The sequence below is a fragment of the Methylobacterium hispanicum genome, assembly GCF_022179285.1.
Taxonomy (GTDB): Bacteria; Pseudomonadota; Alphaproteobacteria; order Rhizobiales; family Beijerinckiaceae; genus Methylobacterium; species Methylobacterium hispanicum.
This window is the reverse complement of the sequence record NZ_BPQO01000025.1, coordinates 31,992-48,201: the sequence shown is the minus strand read 5'-3', so window position 1 is coordinate 48,201 and position 16,210 is coordinate 31,992. Positions and strand designations below refer to the sequence as shown.

Here is a 16,210-nt window from a genome sequence, read left to right as displayed (position 1 = left end):
CAAACGTGTTTGGGCTGCTTCACCGCCGCCCCTTTCCCGGGCGCATGGAGCGCGAGCGGAATGCGACCCGGGACCCAGCACGAGAAGGCGCGAAGCGTCCGCCTGCTGCGCCGGGGATGAAGATCGAGCCGCTGCGCGGCACCCCCTGTGCTGGGTCCCGGATCACCTTCCACTGCGTTCCAGGCGTCCGGGACAGGGGGGTGGCTTACGGGGTAGGGTGGGAGGACGTCGGCGCGCATCACGGTTCGAGCCTCCCGCCCCCGCCCCGGTCGCTCGCGTAGGCTCCTACGACGAGCCGCATCGTGTGGAGATCCCGCGCCGCCGCGTAGGCCTCGCGCTCCGCTGGCCGGCGCAGCGCCGAGCCGAAGGCGCGCACCTGCTCGGTGAAGGGCGAGGCGTCCCCGTCGAAGGCCACATCCTCGGGAAGGCCCGATGCACCGTCGATGAACGTGAGGCGGCCGCCGGCCACCTGCCCCATCGTGTTCTCGGCGACCATCTGGCCGCGTGTGCCGACCACCTCCAGGCGGCGGCGCGGCAGCGCGTCCGGGCAATTGTAGGCGACATGCAAGCTCGCCAGCACGCCGCTCTCCGTGCGGCCGATCAGCAGGGCGCCGTCGTCCACGCTGTAATCCTGCGCGCGCGCCTGCGTGAGGGCGGCGATCTCGCGGATCGACTCGTCCAGCAGGAAATCCACGAGGTCGAGACCGTGCGGCGCGAGGTCGATCAGCGCGCCGCCCCCGGCCCGGGCGGGATCGATGCGCCAGTTGTCGTGGCCTTCCTGCGGCGCCCAGTCCCGGTGCAGCCAGCAGGCGTAGACGATGCGCACAGCCGTCACGGTACCGAGGCGCCCGGTCCGAACCGCGTCCCGCATCAGGCGGTGGGCCGGGTGGTGGCGCTGGTCGAAGGCGGTGCCGTAGAAGATGCCGTGGGCCTGGACGGCCGCCGCCATCGCCTCGGCGTCGCTGAGCGAGGCCGCCATCGGTTTCTCGCAGAGGATCGCCTTGCCCGAGGCAGCCAGCGCCTCCACGGCCTCGCGGTGGAGGTGGTTCGGCGTCGCGACGTAGACCGCTTCCACCGCGGGATCGGCGATCAGGCCGGAGAGATCCGCGTAGGCCCGCGCCCCCTCGGCCTCGGCCGCCGCACGGGCCGCCTCGCCGGGATCGCAGACCGCGACCAGCCGGTGCCCGGCCTCGCGGATGCCGGGCGCCATGTAGTCGCGGGCGACCCAGCCGTAACCGACGATGCCCCAGCGGACGGGCTCCATCACCAGCGCTCCGGCAGATCGACGAACTCGCGCCGCCGCACCCGGTCGGATTCCGCCGCCTCCGGCACGCCGGTGAAGCGCAGGCGCTCGGGGCCCTCCGAGTGCGCCGGGTAGGTGACGAGGGGAGCGTACTCGGCCGCGTAGCGCTCCGAGGGCCAGCGGATCGCGAACCCGCCCGCTTCATCCGGCTGGTAGAGGGGGTTGAGGTGGAGCTCGGTGCCGGCCGGCGGCAGGGTCAGCCCGTCGATCACCGCGCGCGGGGCGGGCCGCATGCCGGGCCCGGCCACCACCGAGAAGGCCTCGCAGGCGCGCAGGTCCCCGGGCTCGCGGGGGCCCGGCGCGCGCGCCTCGACCAGCGCCCGCGTCAGCTCGGCGTCGTCGTAGACCAGCGCGTCGGGGAACAGCTCGGCGATGTCCTCGGCGGTGACCGCGCGGCCCGCCGAGAAGCCGGGACTCTCGGCGTTGTGGATGTGGCTGATCGCGAGCCAGCCGTCGTCGCCGGCCGTCTGGCGCAAGGCTTCGAGCAGGCGCGGCTTGTCGTCGAGGAAGTAGAAGGCGTCGTTGCAGACGACGAGGTCGACCGGCGCGCCCGGGATCGGCCAGTGCTCCGAGCCCGCGTCGAAGCAGACGAGCTGCGCCTTGTCGTCGACCACCCAGTGGCGTGCCACCCAGAGCTTGGCGAAGACCACGTCGGCGCCCGCGACCTTGCAGCCGCGCCGCTTCAGCGCGCGCAGGTAGTGGCCGATGCCGCAGGCGAACTCGAAGACGCAGATCGGCTCGTTCCAGTGCGCCTCCAGTAGCGCGAGGCCCGCCAGATAGGTCGGGTCGCTCCAGCGGTGCAGGAAGTAGTCGCCGACCCGGCCCCAGCCGAGGAGCCGTACCGCGTCCCGCAGGGTGGCGGTCGCGCGCGCCTTCACGAGCTGGCGGATCTCGCCCGGGTCGGCGGCCGGGCCGTTCCACCAGTCGTCCTGGTCGGCGAGCAGCGCGGCCAACGCCTCGTCGGGCTCGCCCGCGTCGAGATGGGCGAGCACGCGCTCGATCAGCGCGGCGCGGTTCACGCGCAGGTACGGGATGCCGTCGATGACCGGCCAGCGCGCGCCGGTCTCCTCGTCCGCGAGCGAGTGCGGACGGTCGGCGCGGAGCGGGTTGCCGGTCTCGGGGGAACGCAGAGCGAAGGGGATCATGGACTCAATCTATGCCCCGCACGGGAGACCCGCGACGCCGGGTCCGGAGCGGAGAGGTCCGCCCCGGATCGGTCCCGCGGGTTCCTCCCGATCACGGGATCCGCATATCGGCCAGAACGCGGTCGTGGAAACCCTTCACCGGGCCGGCATGCACGAGTTCCATGTCATCCAGCACCGTCTGCATCGTGAGCGAGGCGGCGTTGAGGTGCTGGGCGATCTGGAGCACGCGGTCGATGCAGTCGGCGGCGTGGAAGGCGCGGCCCTCCGCGGTCGCGTCGTCGGGCAGCACCGCGCGGGCGCGCACGACAGGCTCGCGCAGGGCGGGCTCGAGCGCGTCCAGCGCCCAGCGGGTGGTAGTCTCCATGATCGGCCCGAGATGGTCGCCCAGCAGCATCTCGCCGGTGAAGCCCGCATCCGGCATCGCGGCGTTGTGGAAGTGGTGCGCCATCGCGGCGAGGAACACGGTCGCGGGATCCGCCCGGTAGAAGGGGCTGAGCGCCACGCCGTAGACCGCCACCATCAGGCAGTGCTCGGCGTGGTTCTCGGGCGGCTCCAGGAGGATCCGGGCGCGGCCCGGGCAGGTGACGCCCGCCCGCGGCTGCTGGGCGAGCGCCGCGACGAAGCCCGGCAGCGGGCCCGGCACCACCCCGGTGCGGATCCGCAGCCGCTCGCGCAGGCGCGCGCGCAGCTCCGGGTCGAGCGCCTCCGTCACCGCGTCGAAGCCCGAGACCAGCACCTCCGCCACCGCGGCGTCGGAGAGCCCGGCCGAGGCCAGGAAGGCCGCGTCGAGGTCGCACAGGCGGGTGGCGGCGAGCGCGGTCGCGGTGATGTCGAGGGCGACGTCCTCCGGGCTCGCGCCACCGGTCAGCATGCCCCACCCTTGCGCGAACAGGCGCTCGGCGATGGAGCCGGTGCGGCCCGCGGAGCGGACGCGCTTGAGGTCGTTCAGCTCGACCAAGAGGTCCCGGAGTTCGAGCGGTGCGGCGGGGCCCGGCCGGGCCCCGCCCTCAGTGGCTGCGCGCATCAGTTCACGCCGAGCCAATCGTGCAGCATGCGCTCCTGCTTGCCGAAGGCGTGCTCCGGGCCGTGGCCGTTCTTGACCATCGGGGCCTTGAAGAAGGTCGAGAGCTGCTCCTGCACGCCGCCATCGCCGCGCTTCTTGGCGAGGTCGAGCACGCGGGCGATCTCGATGACGAGCGGAGCGGCCAGGATCGAGTCCTTGCAGAGGAAGTTCACCTTGATCTGCATGCGCTGGCCCATGAAGCCGGTGACGTCGATGTTGTCCCAGGCTTCCTTGTCGTCGCCGCGCGGGCGGTAATAGTGGATGTGCACGAGGTGGTCCTCGACCGGATAGCCGAGGATCGAGTCGAGCACCGTGCCCTTGGTGTTGAGCTTCGACTGCAGCGAGCTCGGGTCGTTCAGCGCCAAGCCGTCGCGGTTGCCCAGGATGTTCGTCGAGAACCAGCCGTCCACGTGCAGCGCGCGGGCCTTCAGCGCCGGGGCCAGAACCGTCTTCATCATGGTCTGGCCGGTCTTGCCGTCCTTGCCGGCGACCGGGACGTTGAGTTCACGCGCGAGTTCCAGCAGCGCCGGCACGTCGGCGGCCACCGAGGGCGTGAAGTTGGCGTAGGGGATGCCGCTCTTGATCGCCGCGTAGGCGTAGAGCATGGCCGGCGAGATCGACTCGTCGCTCGAATCCAGGCCCCGCTCGAACGCCTCGGCCGAGTTCAGGGTCGGGTCGGTGAGGTCGGGCCAGCGCTCGGTCGAGGCGAGGTTGACGACGACCACCTCGTCGAGGTTGCTCTCCTTCTGGAAGCGCCGCAGGTCGTTGGCGATGACCGAGACCGCCTCGCGGTGGTCCTTGGCGACGATGCGGTTCTGGCCGTCGATGTTCTTGCAGAACTTCGCGCTGCCGACCGCCGGCCAGGGCGTGATGCCCTTGAGGACCTGCGCGCCGTTCTCGATGTCCTGCCGGGTGAGGACGCCGTGGCCCGCCGCCGCGGAGGCGAGGTCGTCGCCGTTGAGGTCCCAGCCACCGAAGACGAGGTCCTTGTAGTCGGCCATGCCGGCGACGGAGACGCCGGCGAGCGGCAGCCCGTCGAGGCGGTTCGACCCGGACTTGATCATCTCGATGCCGGCGATGGCGGTGGTGGCGACGGCCCCACCCATGCCAACGAATGCAACGCCGACACGGCGACCGGTCTGCATGCTCATCGGAAGGGTACTTCCTTCATTCTCTGGCGCGGCGGCGTTGCTTCAACACGATCGGGCTGCCGCCGCGGGGCCCTGTAACTGGAGCGTACGGACCTGCTTCCAAGCCCGACTTGGACCTAGATGTGGCGCTGCTTGGCTGAACCGAGCCCGAACACGGCGCCGATTCGACGGAAATCCGAGGACGTAACGCCGCATCCCGGGTGCCACGGGAGGATCACGCCACGATCACGCGAGCGTCCCATTCTGGTCACGTCGGCTGTGGATAGAGCCGCCGCTGAACGAAAGCCCGGCCGAAGAACGCCGCGGCACAAGAAGGACCAGACATGGGGGTTTTCCCGGAGCCGGCGCGCCGCGCCGACGACGTGAGCCGTCTCGTGCCTTGCGAGACCTTTTGTGAGGATCAGGCCGTAGCGTGGCTGCCGCGGGCCGTGCGCGGACAAGAGCGCCGGAGCTTCGCCAACACCCGTTGGAGCGCGACGCTGGTCGCTGCCCTGCTGGCGGGGCTCGTCCTGCCGCAGACCGCCTTCGCGCCGGTCGCCGCGGCGCACGATCGCATCGACCTGAACCCGCGGGCCGCGCAGGCCTTCGAGGCGCGGGCGGCGGCCGAGACGGTGGGGGCTGCCAGTTCCACCGACGAAACGCCCGAGGACGAGACGGGTTCCGAAGGCGACTGGACCGGCGTGCCCCTCCCCGAGCAGGAGCCGGCGACGACCGCGCTGATCGAGAACGACCTCGCCGCGCTGCCGCAGCCGGTGAAGGACGCGCGCGAGGAGAAGATCAAGTTCGGCCCGATGAGCGTGCCGCGCCGGGTGGTGGACACCATCCTGCGGGCCTCCGACGAGGCCGGCGTCGATCCCGTCTACATGATGGCGCTCGCCGACAAGGAATCGAGCTTCGAGACCGACGTGAAGGCCGCGACCTCCTCGGCGCAGGGCCTGTTCCAGTTCGTGACCGCGACATGGCTGGAGATGATCCGCGACTACGGCGCCCGCTACGGGCTCGCCGACGAGGCCGCCGCCGTGCGGGGCCGCGGCGGCGCGATCTCGGTGGCGGACGGCATGCGCCAGCGCGTGCTGGGCCTGCGCAACGACCCCTACATCGCCTGCCTGATGGCGGCCGAGCTGGTGAAGCGCGACCGCGGCCGGATCGAGGCCCGGGTCGGGCGCGAGCTCAGCACGACCGAGCTGTACTTCGCCCACTTCCTCGGCACCGCGAGCGCCGGCCGCTTCCTCAGCCTGTCGAGCGACAGGCCCGAGGCCTCGGCCCAGAAGGCCTTCCGCTCCGCCGCGCGGGCGAACCGCAGCCTGTTCACCGAGAAGGCCGGCCGGGGCCGCCGCGGCCTCAGCGTGGCCGAGGTCTACGAGCGCATCGACGGCATGATGGACAAGCGGCTGAGCCGCTACGAGGGCGTCGCGGCGCTCGCCCGCCAGCCCGAGGCCGCGCCGGAAATCGCGGATGCGGCGCCGGTGCGCGTCGCCGAGCCCGCCGAGACCGGCCGCGTGCAGGTCACCGAGGCGCTGCCGGCGGGGCTGTGAGATCCCCGACGCTCCCCCTCCCCCCTCTGCGGGGGAGGGTCGAGATGCGATCTCAATGCGCCGTCTGCGCACCGCCGCGCTTCACATCCTTCAGGATCAGCGCCAGCGGCACGAGGCAGGCGGTCATCGCGCCGAGCACCCAGAACACGTCGATATAGGCCCAGTACGCCACCTGCGTGGAGAGCTGGCTGCCGATCCAGGCGATGGCCTGGTTCTGCGCGTCCGGCCCCGCCAGGCCGTGCTGCTGGAAGTAGCGCGTCGCCTGGGCCAGGGTCTCCTGGTAGGCCGGGCTCGACGGATCGACGGATTCCACCAGCCGGCTCTGATGGAACTGGCTGCGATAGGCCAGGATGTTCTGGGCGAGCGACACGCCCATCGAGCCGCCCACGTTGCGCGCCACGTTGATGAGCGCCGAGGCCTGATCCGTCCGGTCCTTCGGCAGGCCCTCGTAGGAGGCCGAGGTCACCGAGAGGAAGATCATCGGCAGGCCGATGCCGATATAGATCCGCGACCACGCGAAGAACCAGAACGTGGTGTCGCCGTAGATCCGGGTCAGGTCGTACATCCCGGCCGCCACGATCGCCCCGCCCGTCGCGATCAGCCATTTCGGCTGCACGACGGACGAGAGCCGCCCGACCAGCGCCATCATCGCCACCGTGACGAGGCCGCCGGGGCCCAGCACCAGCCCCGACAGGGTGGCGGTGTAGCCGTAATATTCCTGCGTGATCTGCGGGATGAACTGCGTAGTGGCGATCAGCACCGCGCCGGTGAACAGCATCACCACGAAGCAGGAGCCGAACTGGCGGCTGTTGAGCAGCCGCAGGTCGATGACCGGGTTCTTCCGGGTGAGCAACCACGGGATCATGGCGCAGAACGAGACCACGGTCAGCACGCCGAAGACGTTCATCAGCGTCGAGGTGCCGAACCAGTCCTTGCGCTGGCCCTCGTCGAGGACGACCTCGAGCGAGCCGAGGAAGAGCGCGACCAGCAGGAAGCCGACGAGGTCGAAGCGCACGCCCTTCCGCCGCAAGTCCCGGCGCTCGCGCTTGGCCGCCTCGCTGTCCTCGATCAGCCAGTACATGAGGCCGAGCGCGATCACGCCGATCGGCCCGTTGATCAGGAAGCACCAGTGCCAGGAGGCGTTGTCGGAGAGCCAGCCGCCGAGCGTCGGACCGATCACCGGCGCCACCACGATCGCGACGCCGTAGAGGGCGAAGGCCTGGCCCCGCTTCGCGGGCGGGAAGGAATCCGCCAGGATCGACTGCGCGAGCGGCGCCATGCCGCCGCCGCCGAGCCCCTGGAGCACCCGGAAGAGCAGCAGCGATTCGAGGCTCCAGGCGAAGCCGCACAGGATCGAGGCGAGGGTGAAGAGCGCCACGCTCCACATGAAGAAGGCCTTGCGCCCGTAGCGCTTGGCCAGGAAGCTCGAGGCGATCAGCGTGATGGCGTTGGCCACGAGGTAGCTCGTCACCACCCAGGCCGCCTCGTCGGGCCCGACCGCGAGGCCGCCCGAGATGTAGCGCAGCGCCACGTTGGCGATCGTGGTGTCGAGCACCTCCATGAAGGTGGCGAGCGCCACCACGAGGGCGATCGCCCAGGGGTTGTGGCCCCCCGGCGCCTTGGCCGATCCCTCGGCGGTCGCGCTCACCGCACGTGGGCCTTCGGCACCACCGACATGCCGGGCCCGATCGAGACGTCGGTCGGCCACGCGTCGACCACGATCTTCACGGGGATGCGCTGCGTCACCTTCACGTAGTTGCCGGTGGCGTTCTGCGCCGGGAGCAGGCTGAAGGCGGTGCCCGAGCCCGGCTGCACCGAGTCGATCCGGCCGGTGATCGTCCGGTCCGGATAGGCGTCGATCGTGACGGCGACGGGCTGGCCCGGGCGCATGTCGGTGACCTGGGTCTCCTTGTAGTTGGCGGTGATCCAGATCGCGTCGGGCACGAACATCGCGAGGCTTTGTCCGGCCTGAGCGTACGCACCGACGTCGCCGGTCAGGCGCACGACGCGGCCGGCCTGGGCCGCCGTCACGGTCGTATAGCCGAGGTTGAGCTTGGCCTGGTCGCGCTGGGCTTTGGCCTGGGCGAGCTGCGCCTCGGCGCTGGCGCGCTGGGCCTGGAGCGAGCCGACCTGCTGCCGGGCCGCCACCACGCTCGCCTCGGCGCTCGTCAGCGAGGCCTGGCGCTGCTGCAGGGTCGAGGTCGAGGATTGCGATTGCTGGATCGTGCCGGCGCCGCGCTCGGCGAGCTTCTGATAGCGGGCGGCGTCCTCCTCGGCGAACTTCAGCGCCGCCTGCGCGGTCTCGACCTGTGCCCTGGCCACCTCGATCTGCGCCCGCTGGGCCTCGATCTGCGCATCGACGTTCCGGATCGCGGCCTCGCCCGCCTGCACCTGCGCCTCGGTCTGCGCCAGTGCGACGCGGTAGTCGCGCGGGTCGATCCGGAAGAGCGTGTCGCCGGGTTCCACGTGCTGGTTGTCGGTGACCGGTACGGCCACGACGTAGCCACCGACCTTCGGGGCGATCGTGAAGCTGCGCGCGTCCACGAAGGCGTCGTCGGTGGTCTCGTAGGGATGGAGGTAGATCCGCCAGTAGACGAACGTGGCGACGCCGAGCGCCACGACCGCGAGCCCGCCGAGCACGAACCACCAGGGATGGCGACGCAGCACGCTCGGGCGCCGCGCCTCGGTCTCGTCCGCCTCGTCCTCGGCCGGGTCCGGCGCCTCCGCCCCCTCGCCCTCCGGCACGGCTTCGCGCGCGCCGTCGCCGGGCTTCCGGCCCGTCGGCTGGAGGTCGAGGATGTCGCGTGCGTCCTCCGGCTCGGACCGGCGCGCGAAAGCGTCGGCGGGCGCGGCCTGCCGCTGATCGTCAAGCATCGGTGGTGATTGCCGAAAAGGGACCCGCCCCCTCAGGGACGCGCCGCGTGTGAACCCGCCTCGACAGCGCAAAGGGACGGATGACACCAAAGTTCCATCCCGTGCCTTTGCGTCGCACGGAACGCCGCCCTCCGCTCGGCGTTGCGGCAGGCGTGCGGTCTGCCAGACCGCGACGCGGCCGGAGGACCATGGCATGGCTGGAACGTCCGACGCGTCGGGAGGAACGGGCCCGTCCGGCATTCCCCTCACCGGGCCGGCGCGCCTCGACGCGATGAGCACGGTGCTCGCCCGCAACTGGTGGCTCGTCGCCCTGCGGGGCGTGTTCGCCATCCTGTTCGGGGTCGTCGCCCTCGCGGCGCCCGCCGCCTTCGTGCTCTCGCTCGTGCTGTTCTTCGCGGCCTACATGCTGGTCGATGGGGTCTTCGGCATCGTCGCGGCCGTGCGAGCGGCGCAGCGCCACGAGCGCTGGGGTTTCCTGCTGTTCGAGGGGCTCATCGACATCCTGGTCGGCGTGACCGCCTTCCTGATGCCGGCTGCGGCGGTCTGGGCCTTCGTGCTGCTGGTCTCGATCTGGGCGCTGGTCTCGGGCGGGCTGATGATCGCGGCGGCCTTCCGGCTCCACCTGCATTACGGGCGCTGGTGGCTGGTTCTGGGCGGCGTCGTCTCGCTGTTGTTCGGGCTGGCGCTGCTGATCAATCCGGGCATGTCCGCCCTGGTGCTGACGTGGTGGCTCGGCGGCTACGCGGTGGCTTTCGGGGTGCTGCTCGTGATCCTGGCCTTCCGCCTGCGCGGCCGCCACGAGGCGGCGGGCCGGCCGATGCCGCTCGGGCGGCTCTGAGGCGGGCCGGCGCGCGGTCTTCCCTGCCCCGCAGAGGGAGAGGGAGCGCGCGCCGAGCGAGGGCGGGAGTCCCGGGGCGAGAACCTCGCCCCCATTGCGGCACCCGCCCGGCAACCGGATCCACGGTGAGGCTTTCGCGCCGTAGCGGCGCCCCGCGGGATTCGTCTAGAACGGCCGCGAGACAGCGTGACAGGCGGCACGGCCGCTGGCGGATGCGATGAACCCTCCCGATCCGGAACGCCCGGGCCCCGGCGCGCCGGACCCGCGGGCCGAACCCGACACCCGCGCGGCGGCCCGCGAGGCGGCCTCGGCCGCCCGCAGCCTCGCGCGCCAACTCGGCATCCTCGGCGCCGGCGCCGCCCGCGCGGCTCTCCGCGGCGGTGGCCGGCTCGGGCGCCGCGGCGCCGCGGGCCTCGGCGGCCTCGCTGGGCGCCTGAAGGCCCGACCCTCCTCCGTGGCCGGCGCGTCCCCGGAGGCCGCCCCCGCACCCGAGCGTCCCGCGGCCGCGTCGCGCCGGGCCTTCCGGCCCCGGCGGCGCACCCTCGCCCTGGCGGCCCTCGTCGTCGGGCTCCCGCTCGGCGCCCTGCTGCTCTACGTGCTGGCCGCCTTCCTGACCCTGCCGCCGCTGGGCTCGGTCTCGAACGATCCGGGCAGCCGCGCCCTCACCGTCGAGGCCGACGACGGGCGCGTCTTCGCCACCCGGGGCGCCTTCCGGGGCGAGCGGCTCACTGCAGCCGACCTGCCGCCGACGCTGGCCCAGGCCATCGTCGCCATCGAGGACCGGCGCTTCTACAGCCACTGGGGCGTGGACCTGCGCGGGCTCCTGCGCGCCGCGTGGCGCAACACGACCGGCGGGGGCGTGCGCGAGGGCGGCTCGACCATCACCCAGCAATATGTCCGCCTCACCTCGCTCTCCCAGGAGAAGACGCTCCGGCGCAAGATCCAGGAGGCCTTCCTGGCGCTCCGGGCCGAGAGCGAGATGTCGAAGAGCGACATCCTGGTCGGCTACCTCAACACCGCCTATTTCGGCGCGGGCGCCTACGGGGCCGACGCGGCGGCCCGGCGCTATTTCGGCAAGCCCGCCAAGCAGCTGACCCTGCCGGAGGCCGCGATGCTGGCGGGCCTCGTGCGCGCCCCCTCACAACTCGCCCCCACCCGCAATTTCGGCGGCGCCAAGGAGCGGGCCGACGTGGTGCTCCAGGCCATGGTCGAGACCGGCGCCATCTCCACCAAGGAGGCGGACGCGGCCCGCGCCAAGACCGTGACGCTGCGCACGCCGCCCGAGACGCCGCCGGGCACCAACTACTTCCTCGACATGGTGCAGGCGGACGCCCGGCGCCTCACCGACACGGGCGGCGACCTCACGGTGCGCTCGACCCTGAACCTCGACCTGCAGAGCCTCGCCGAGGGTGTGATCGCCCGCCGCCTCGACGCGGAGGGTGCGAAGAAGAAGGTCTCCCAGGCCGCCCTCGTGGCGCTCTCGCCGCAGGGCGCGATCCTGGCGATGGTCGGCGGGCGCGACTACGAGGACAGCCAGTTCAACCGCGCGGTCCAGGCCAAGCGCCAAGCCGGCTCGCTGTTCAAGCTCTTCGTCTACCTCACCGCCTACGAGCAGGGCCTGAGCCCGGACTCGGTGCTGGTCGACCGCCCGGTCCAGATCGGCGACTGGGAGCCGCAGAATTCCAACAATCGTTTCCGCGGCGCGCTGCCGCTCCGCAGCGCCTTCGCGCTCTCGGTCAACACCATCGCGGCCCAGCTCGGCGACGAGCTCGGCATCCCCGCCGTGATCGCGACCGCGAAATCGCTCGGCGTCACCTCTGATCTGCCGAGCGTGCCGAGCCTCGCGCTGGGCTCGGCCGAGGTGACGCTCCTCGAGATGACCCGCGCCTACGCGGGCGTGCTCGCCAACCGCACGCCGCTGGAGACCTACGCGGTCCACGCGATCCGGGGCGGCCAGCCGCAGCCGATCTACCTGCACCCGGACCAGGCCGCGACCCGGGGGCTGCCCGGTGACAGCCGGACCATGATGCTCGACTCGCTCCAGGCGGTGGTCGATTCCGGCACCGGCAAGGCCGCGAAGGTCCCGGGCCTCGCGGTCGGCGGCAAGACCGGCACGACGCAGGATTACCGCGACGCGTGGTTCATCGGCGTGACGCCCGAGATGGTGGTCGGCATCTGGGTCGGGAACGACGACAACAGCTCCATGAACCGGGTCGGCGGCGGCGATCTGCCGGCCGCGATGTTCCGGGACTTCGTGCAGCGGGCCTCCGCGCAACTCGCCAAGGGCCGCAAGCGCCCCTCGGCCGCCCGCGCGGAGCCGGCACCCGCCCCGGCCCCTACCCCCAATCCTTCGGCCCCGGTTCCGCCCGCCGCGATCCCCGCAGGCGCCGAGGCGCGCGGCGTGCCGGAGGTGATCGACACCGGCACCCTGTCGTTCCGCGGCCGGGTGGTGCGGCTTGCCGGCGTCGAGGGCCAGGGCGGCGCGCTCGCCCGCCAACTCGCCCGCTACCTGCGCCGCCGCGAGGTGAGTTGCGCCGCCGAGGGCGACGGCATGCGCTGCCGCATCGACGGCGACGACCTCGCCGCCCTGATCCTGGCGGCCGGCGGCGCCCGGGCGAGCGAGGACGCGCCGCAGGATCTGCTCGCCGCCGAGGAGCAGGCCCGCTCCGAGCGCGTGGGCCTGTGGGGGCGCGAGCGCTGAAGCGCGCCACAATTCTCCCTCCCCCCTCTGCGGAGGAGGGTGGCACCCGAAGGGTGACGGTCGGGACGAAGTCCCGCAGAGAGGGGAGGGACGCTGCAGGATCAGGCTATGCCCTGCATGAAGCCCGCACCTCTTCCGTGAGCGTGGTTCCCCTCACCCGACCCGGCCTGACGGCCGGCCCATCCTCCCCCGCAGAGGGGGAGGGAGAGTGACGCGGGTACGAAAAAGCCCTCCCCGCCGACGGCGAGGAGGGCCCGTCTCACACGGGGGCCGCCCGAGGCGGCCCCTTCTTTCACATCACGCCGCGATCGCCTGCGCCGACGGCCCGGCCTGCCGCACGTCGGCCTCGACGTGGCTCTCGAAGCGCTTGAAGTTCTCGTCGAACATCGCGACGAGCCGCGCGGCCGTCTCCACGAAGGCGCCCTTGTTGGCCCAGGTCTTCACCGGGGTCAGGATGTGGGGCTCGACGCCCGGCACCGAGACCGGCACCGCGAAGCCGAAATACGGGTCGCGGCGGAACTCGGCCTGGGCGAGCGAGCCGTCGAGCGCCGCACCGAGCAGGCGGCGGGTGACGCGGATCGGCATGCGGCGGCCGGTGCCGACGCCGCCGCCGGTCCAGCCGGTGTTGACGAGCCAGCAATCGACACCGTGCTCCGCGATGAGGTCGCGCAGGAGGTTGCCGTAGGTGCTCGGGTGCCGCGGCATGAAGGGCGCGCCGAAGCAGGTCGAGAAGGTCGCCTCGGGCCCCGTGAGGCCGCGCTCGGTGCCCGCCACCTTCGCGGTGTAGCCCGAGAGGAAGTGGTACATCGCCTCGGCGCCGGTCAGCTTGGCGATCGGGGGCATCACCCCGAAGGCGTCGCAGGTCAGCATCACGATGTTCTTCGGATGCCCGGCCCGGCCCGTGGCGCTCGCGTTCGCGATGAAGTCGAGCGGGTAGGCGCAGCGGGTGTTCTCGGTGAGCGAGGCGTCGTCGAAGTCCGGCACCCGGGTGAGCGGATCGATCACCACGTTCTCCATGACCGTGCCGAAGCGCTCGGTGGTGGCGTAGATCTCGGGCTCGGCGTTGCGCGAGAGCCGGATGGTCTTGGCGTAGCAGCCGCCCTCGAAGTTGAAGATGCCCTCGTTCGACCAGCCGTGCTCGTCGTCGCCGAGAAGCTGACGCGAGGAATCGTTCGACAGCGTGGTCTTGCCGGTGCCGGACAGCCCGAAGAAGATCGCCGAGCCGCCCTCGGCGTCGAGCGCGGCGTTCGCCGAGCAGTGCATGGGCATCACGCCCTTCCCGGGCAGGATGTAGTTGAGATAGGTGAAGACCGACTTCTTCATCTCGCCCGCGTAGGCCGAGCCGCCGATCAGCACGATCTTGCGGGTGAAGTCGATGGCGATGACCGTCTTCGAGCGGCAGCCGTGCCGGGCGGGGTCCGCCTGGAAGCTCGGCAGGTCGATGATCGTCATGTCGGGCACGTAACCCGCGATCTCCGAGCGGTCCGGCCGGATCAGCAGGTTGCGGATGAACAGCGAGTGCCACGCGAACTCGGTGAAGACCCGGGCCTTGACCCGGTGGGCCGGATCGGCACCGCCGTAGAGGTCCTGGGCAAAGAGCTCGCGGCCCTCGGCGTGCTTGAGGAAGTCCTGGTACAGGGTCTCGAACTGCTCCGGCGTGATCGCGCCGTTGTTGTCCCACCAGATCTCGTTCTCGGTGGCGGCGTCGCGCACCACGAACTTGTCCTTGGGCGAGCGGCCCGTATGGCTGCCCGTGGTCGCCACCAGGGCGCCGCCGCGGGCGAGCTGCCCCTCTTTGCGTGACAACGCCTCCTCGTAGAGGCGGGGCGCCTCAAGGTTCCAGTGGACGGCCTTCAGGTCACGGAGGCCGATCGCCTCGGCGCCGTGGCCCGCGTTGAACTCACCGATATTCGTCACGATCGTCTCTCCCGAGCCCCTGTTCGCGCCGTCTCCGCAATCCCGGGACGTACTCCCGGGATTGCTGGGAGCGTCCGTGCGGTCGTTCAGGACCGCCGCACGCTGGTTCTCCGCTCCCGACCCTGCCTTGGTCGGGCGGCGCGGGCCGCCCGGTCAATCCGAACTTTGGGCGTAGGTCCGCCCTGTGGGCTCCCAACGTCCGGAGCGCGGCCGGCAGGTGCCGGGCCGCCGCGCGGGAGTGGAGCCGACCGCCTGTCTGTATCCTGAACGATGGTCGCACGGGCGGGCGCGGGCGCGACGGAACGCCTATATTGTAATCCGGCGCACGACCTTCGCGCCGCCCTTTCGGCCGTCCCCCGGCCCCGCTATGGCGGGCGCGCCGCCTGCCGGAACGGCCCACCCCGACACGAGAGTCCCCGATGCCGCAAGCCGTCGCCGGTCCGGAGATCGAGCGCCTGATCCAGCTTCTCGCCCGGATGCCGGGGCTCGGGCCTCGGTCGGCCCGCCGCGCCGCGCTGCAACTCATCAAGAAGCGCGACACGCTGCTGGGGCCCCTCGCCGACGCCATGCGGGTGGCGGCCGAGCGCATCGTGGTCTGCCACGCCTGCGGCAACGTCGATACCAGCGACCCCTGCACGATCTGCCGCGACGCCGCCCGCGATCCCTCGACGCTCGTGGTGGTGGAGGACGTCTCCGACCTCTGGGCGCTGGAGCGCTCGGGCGCGGTCCAGGCGCGCTACCACGTGCTCGGCGGCGTGCTCTCGGCTCTCGACGGCGTGCGGCCGGAGCACCTCAACATCGCGACCCTGGTCGAGCGGGCGAGCGACCCGGCGGTCAAGGAGGTCATCCTGGCGCTCAACGCCACCGTCGACGGACAGACCACGGCCCACTACGTCACCGAGTCGATCCGCCACCTCGACCTGAAGGTCACCCGCCTCGCCCACGGCGTGCCGGTGGGCGGCGAGCTGGACTACCTGGACGAGGGCACCTTGATGGCGGCGATCCGCAGCCGTACGGCGTTCTGAGGCCGCGCGTCGCTCTCCCTCCCCCGCAGAGGGGGGGAAGGAGAACATCGGCGCCCCTTCATTTGACCGCTCCGGCGCCCCACCCTATTCGAAACGCTTCCTCAGACGCCCGCGCACCGTCCCGATCGAGCCATGGCCATCCTTCCCCTCGTCATCCTGCCGGATCAGCGCCTGCGCCTCGTCTCGGAGCCGGTCGGCACCGTCACCGCCGAGATCCGCAAGATCGCCGACGACATGCTGGAGACGATGTACGACGCCCCCGGGGTCGGGCTGGCCGGGATCCAGGTCGGCGTGCAGAAGCGGATCGTCACCATCGACACCTCGAAGGAGGAGGGCGCGCGCCGCCCGCAGGTCTTCCTCGACCCGGTGATCACCTGGGAATCCGAGGAGACGCGCGGCTACGAGGAGGGCTGCCTGTCGATCCCCGACTACTACGCCGAGGTGACCCGGCCCGACCGGGTGCGGGTGCGCTTCCGCGACCTCGACGGGCGGGAGCAGGAGATCGAGGCCGACGGCCTGCTCGCCACCTGCCTGCAGCACGAGATCGACCACCTCAACGGCGTGCTCTTCATCGACCACATCTCGAAGCTGAAGCGCGACCGGGTGATGAAGAAGTTCGCCAAGGCGGCCAAGCGCGACGCCGCCTGAGAGCCCTGCC

Annotated in this window: 12 protein-coding genes; 5 read left to right on the top strand and 7 right to left on the bottom strand. The window is 71.8% G+C overall.

What is annotated here, in order from left to right; all coding sequences use genetic code 11:
• Nucleotides 1-238 precede the first annotated feature (238 nt).
• From MFF56_RS23730 to MFF56_RS23715, 4 genes are all read right to left on the bottom strand, one after another.
• Nucleotides 239-1,264, bottom strand: a complete 1,026-nt coding sequence (locus MFF56_RS23730) for a Gfo/Idh/MocA family protein (RefSeq protein ID WP_066927757.1) — start codon at nt 1,262-1,264, stop codon at nt 239-241.
• Entirely contained in the window at nt 1,264-2,448 is a 1,185-nt protein-coding gene (locus tag MFF56_RS23725; RefSeq protein ID WP_066927760.1) for a class I SAM-dependent methyltransferase, read from the bottom strand. Before MFF56_RS23725 ends, MFF56_RS23730 begins: the two co-directional genes overlap by 1 nt.
• A 91-nt stretch (nt 2,449-2,539) precedes the next feature.
• Nucleotides 2,540-3,472 (bottom strand): hypothetical protein, encoded by a 933-nt coding sequence (locus MFF56_RS23720; RefSeq protein WP_066927762.1) that lies wholly within the window; start codon nt 3,470-3,472, stop codon nt 2,540-2,542.
• Complete coding sequence (locus MFF56_RS23715; RefSeq protein ID WP_066927764.1) at nt 3,472-4,662, bottom strand: inositol-3-phosphate synthase; 1,191 nt, start codon at nt 4,660-4,662, stop codon at nt 3,472-3,474. The genes MFF56_RS23720 and MFF56_RS23715 overlap by 1 nt, the downstream gene beginning before the upstream one ends.
• Nucleotides 4,663-4,985: 323 nt before the next feature.
• Between MFF56_RS23715 and MFF56_RS23710 the strand changes: the two genes are divergently transcribed.
• Nucleotides 4,986-6,197, top strand: coding sequence for a transglycosylase SLT domain-containing protein (locus MFF56_RS23710; RefSeq protein ID WP_066927766.1), 1,212 nt, complete (start codon nt 4,986-4,988; stop codon nt 6,195-6,197).
• A 52-nt stretch (nt 6,198-6,249) separates the two neighbouring features.
• On the opposite strand, the gene MFF56_RS23705 is transcribed toward MFF56_RS23710, so the two are convergent.
• A complete protein-coding gene (locus tag MFF56_RS23705) occupies nt 6,250-7,845 on the bottom strand; it encodes a DHA2 family efflux MFS transporter permease subunit (protein ID WP_066927768.1) in 1,596 nt (531 codons plus the stop codon).
• Nucleotides 7,842-9,071 carry an HlyD family secretion protein gene (locus tag MFF56_RS23700; protein ID WP_066927770.1) on the bottom strand — a complete coding sequence of 410 codons (1,230 nt, stop codon included), beginning with the start codon at nt 9,069-9,071 and terminating at the stop codon, nt 7,842-7,844. Before MFF56_RS23700 ends, MFF56_RS23705 begins: the two co-directional genes overlap by 4 nt.
• 193 nt (nt 9,072-9,264) lie before the next feature.
• Here MFF56_RS23700 and MFF56_RS23695 point away from each other — a divergent pair, with 193 nt between their 5' ends.
• Entirely contained in the window at nt 9,265-9,909 is a 645-nt protein-coding gene (locus tag MFF56_RS23695; RefSeq protein ID WP_066927772.1) for an HdeD family acid-resistance protein, read from the top strand.
• 217 nt (nt 9,910-10,126) lie between these two features.
• Complete coding sequence (locus MFF56_RS23690; protein ID WP_238231409.1) at nt 10,127-12,610, top strand: PBP1A family penicillin-binding protein; 2,484 nt, start codon at nt 10,127-10,129, stop codon at nt 12,608-12,610.
• Between the two features lie 297 nt (nt 12,611-12,907).
• On the opposite strand, the gene MFF56_RS23685 is transcribed toward MFF56_RS23690, so the two are convergent.
• Nucleotides 12,908-14,527, bottom strand: a complete 1,620-nt coding sequence (locus MFF56_RS23685) for a phosphoenolpyruvate carboxykinase (protein ID WP_238231407.1) — start codon at nt 14,525-14,527, stop codon at nt 12,908-12,910.
• 419 nt (nt 14,528-14,946) lie between these two features.
• On the opposite strand from MFF56_RS23685, the gene recR reads away from it, so the two are divergent.
• Together recR and def are read left to right on the top strand one after the other, a co-directional pair.
• Nucleotides 14,947-15,552, top strand: coding sequence for a recombination mediator RecR (recR, locus tag MFF56_RS23680; RefSeq protein ID WP_066919861.1), 606 nt, complete (start codon nt 14,947-14,949; stop codon nt 15,550-15,552).
• 132 nt (nt 15,553-15,684) lie between these two features.
• Nucleotides 15,685-16,200 (top strand): peptide deformylase, encoded by a 516-nt coding sequence (gene def, locus MFF56_RS23675; RefSeq protein WP_066919863.1) that lies wholly within the window; start codon nt 15,685-15,687, stop codon nt 16,198-16,200.
• Nucleotides 16,201-16,210 lie beyond the last annotated feature (10 nt).